The sequence below is a fragment of the Scytonema hankhaensis NUACC26 genome, from assembly GCF_045865695.1.
In the GTDB taxonomy this organism is placed as follows: domain Bacteria; phylum Cyanobacteriota; class Cyanobacteriia; order Cyanobacteriales; family Nostocaceae; genus Scytonema.
The window spans coordinates 1-2686 of sequence record NZ_BAACAP010000004.1 but is presented as its reverse complement, the minus strand read 5'-3'; the positions used below and the strand labels follow the sequence as shown (position 1 = coordinate 2686).

General features: G+C 43.3%; 2 protein-coding genes. Both read left to right on the top strand.

Features of this window, described 5'->3' with window-relative positions; all coding sequences use genetic code 11:
• On the top strand, positions 1-1611 hold a 1611-nt coding region (locus tag ACKTT2_RS00060), incomplete at its 5' end, for a class I SAM-dependent methyltransferase (RefSeq protein WP_407882725.1).
• Positions 1608-2686: condensation domain-containing protein (locus ACKTT2_RS00055; protein ID WP_407882723.1), on the top strand; the 1079-nt coding region annotated here is incomplete at its 3' end. The genes ACKTT2_RS00060 and ACKTT2_RS00055, both read left to right, overlap by 4 nt.

Sequence of the window (2686 nt, the reverse complement as noted above, 5' to 3'; positions counted from 1 at the left end):
CAAATTCTGGAACTTGAACCAAAACGAGTTTGGGAAATTGGTTGCGGCACGGGTATGTTATTGTTTAAAATTGCACCTCATTGTCAGCATTATCTAGGGACTGATTTTTCACCGAGTGCATTGCAGTATATTGAACAACATCTCAAACAACTATCTTTTTATGACAGTCATTCAGGGGAAAATCTCATAAGCGATCGTGAAAAAGGAATATTTGCCACTCCCCACTCCCACTCTCCCACTCCCTACTCCCTACTTCAAGATAGAGTGACCTTAAAAGCCAGTGCAGCTCACCAATTTGACAGTATTGAAACAAATGCTTGCGACTTGGTCATCCTGAATTCTGTCGTCCAGTATTTTCCCTCCTTAGATTACTTTTTGGAAGTTTTGCAGGGGGTTGTTAACGCTGTGACGACTCAAGGAGCAATCTTTATTGGGGATGTGCGAAATCTCAATCTACTGGAAGCATTCCACACAACAGTCGAATTTTATCGCGCCCCTGATGACTTATCAATTAAGGAATTGCGTCAACACATTCAAAAAAGCACAGACACCGAAAGCGAATTAACAATCGACCCCAATTTCTTTATTGCCCTCAAACAAAAATTTCCTCGGATTAGTCACGTGCAGATTCAATTGCAACGGGGTTACTCCCAAACGGAGATGAGCCGTTTTCGTTACAACGTTGTTTTACATTTAGATCGGGCAGATACTCCTTTGGGCGAACCTGAATGGTTAGATTGGCAAAGCCATCAACAGTTAAATCTGGAAACAATCGAGACAATTTTAACAACTCAGCAACCAGATTTACTTGGCATTAAAGGTATTCCCAATCCTCGTTTGACTTCAGAAATGGTGCTGTTAGAACAAATTGGTCAATTAGATGGTACCGTTTCAGATTTGAAAGCAGCAGTTGCACAAGCCAAATTAGGGATAGAACCTGAAGCGTTCCGAACTTTAGCACAAAATTTGCCTTATACACCTTTTATACAATATAGCTCCACAGGTTTTTCTTGTTACGATGTTATTTTTCAAAGAAATCTCCCCGGACAGGAAACACTGCCACGATTTGTAACAAAGGAAAATTTCCGGTTGAAACCTTGGCAACATTACGCAAATCAACCGTTACAACATCGCACAAATCAAGATGATTCAGAGTTATTAGCCGAATGGCGAGATTTTCTGGAAAAAAATCTTCCCGAATATATGATTCCCAGTCATTTCACTGTATTAGAACGATTGCCACTAACACCAAATGGAAAAGTAGACCGCAAAGCTTTGCCTGCATTAGATACAGCAGTTTCATCAACAGACATTGAATTGCCCGTAACACCGACAGAAAAATTGCTGGCTCAATTATGGGCAAAGTTGCTGAAATATGAAGCGATCTCCCGCCCGGACAACTTCTTCAAATTGGGAGGACATTCCCTATTAGCCACTCAACTATGCGCTCGTATCCGCGACACATTCAAAATAGAACTACCACTGCGTAAAGTCTTTGAGTACCCCACCCTCAATGAATTGGCAAATTATCTCGATACCTGCATTTGGGTTAATTCCGCTGATGTAGATATGCAACCTTTGAACTCAGACGAAGAGGAAATTGAACTATGAGACAAAAAGAGCACGTAGTTTCTTTAATGCTTCGTTTACAGAACATGGGCTGCCGAATTTGGGCTGAAGATGATAAGTTACGGATTCGTACTAGCAAAAACGCCCTCACTTCCGAGCTGAAGCAGGAAATTCAAACCAATAAAGCAGATATATTAGCATTCTTAAATGCTGCCAAAGCCAGAACTGTCATGGCAGAGGAAATTCCCCTCATTAGCGCTGATACCTCAAAGCGCCTTTCCTTTGCTCAACAACGCCTCTGGCTGTTAGCACAACTTCAAGAACCGTCAGCTACCTATAATATGCCGATGGCTTTACAATTGGAAGGCGACCTTAATATTGATGCCCTGCGCTCTAGTTTGGCTTATCTGCTGAACCGTCATACCAGTCTTAGGATGTGTTTTCCCACAGTGGCGGGACAACCTCAAGTTGTTATCCAAAATTTAGATGAAATCGAAGTTCTAACGGTGGAAGGGACTGGGGATAGGGGACTGGGGACTGGGGACTGGGAAGTTTTCCCAATGCCCAATGCCCAATGCCCAATGCCCAATGCCCAATGCCCAATACCCAATACCCAATACCCAACCCTCCAGCATTTAATCGATGCTCATGCTCATGAACCGTTTGACTTAAATACTGGCCCTTTATTTAAAGCAGAACTGCTGCAACTGCGGGAGCAGAAATATGTGTTGCTCATTAATATGCACCATATTATCACTGACGGTTGGTCAATGGGGGTGTTTGTTCGTGAGTTACAGCAAGCTTATACCGCCACCACGAGAGGTCAAACCCCAAACCTAGCTCCCCTACCCATTCAATACAGCGACTATGCAAACTGGCAACGAAATTGGTTACAGGGGGAGGTATTAGAAAACCAGATCGATTATTGGACGCATCAACTCAAGGATGCTTCCCCATTACTGGAATTGCCTACCGATTATCCTCGCCCAGCACAGCAAAGCTACCGAGGCAAACGCTATCTCCACGCTCTCACGCCGGAATTAAGTGCTGCCATTAAAACTTTCAGTCAACAACAAGGAGCAAGCCTGTTTATGACCTTGTTGGCGGCTTTGAGTAT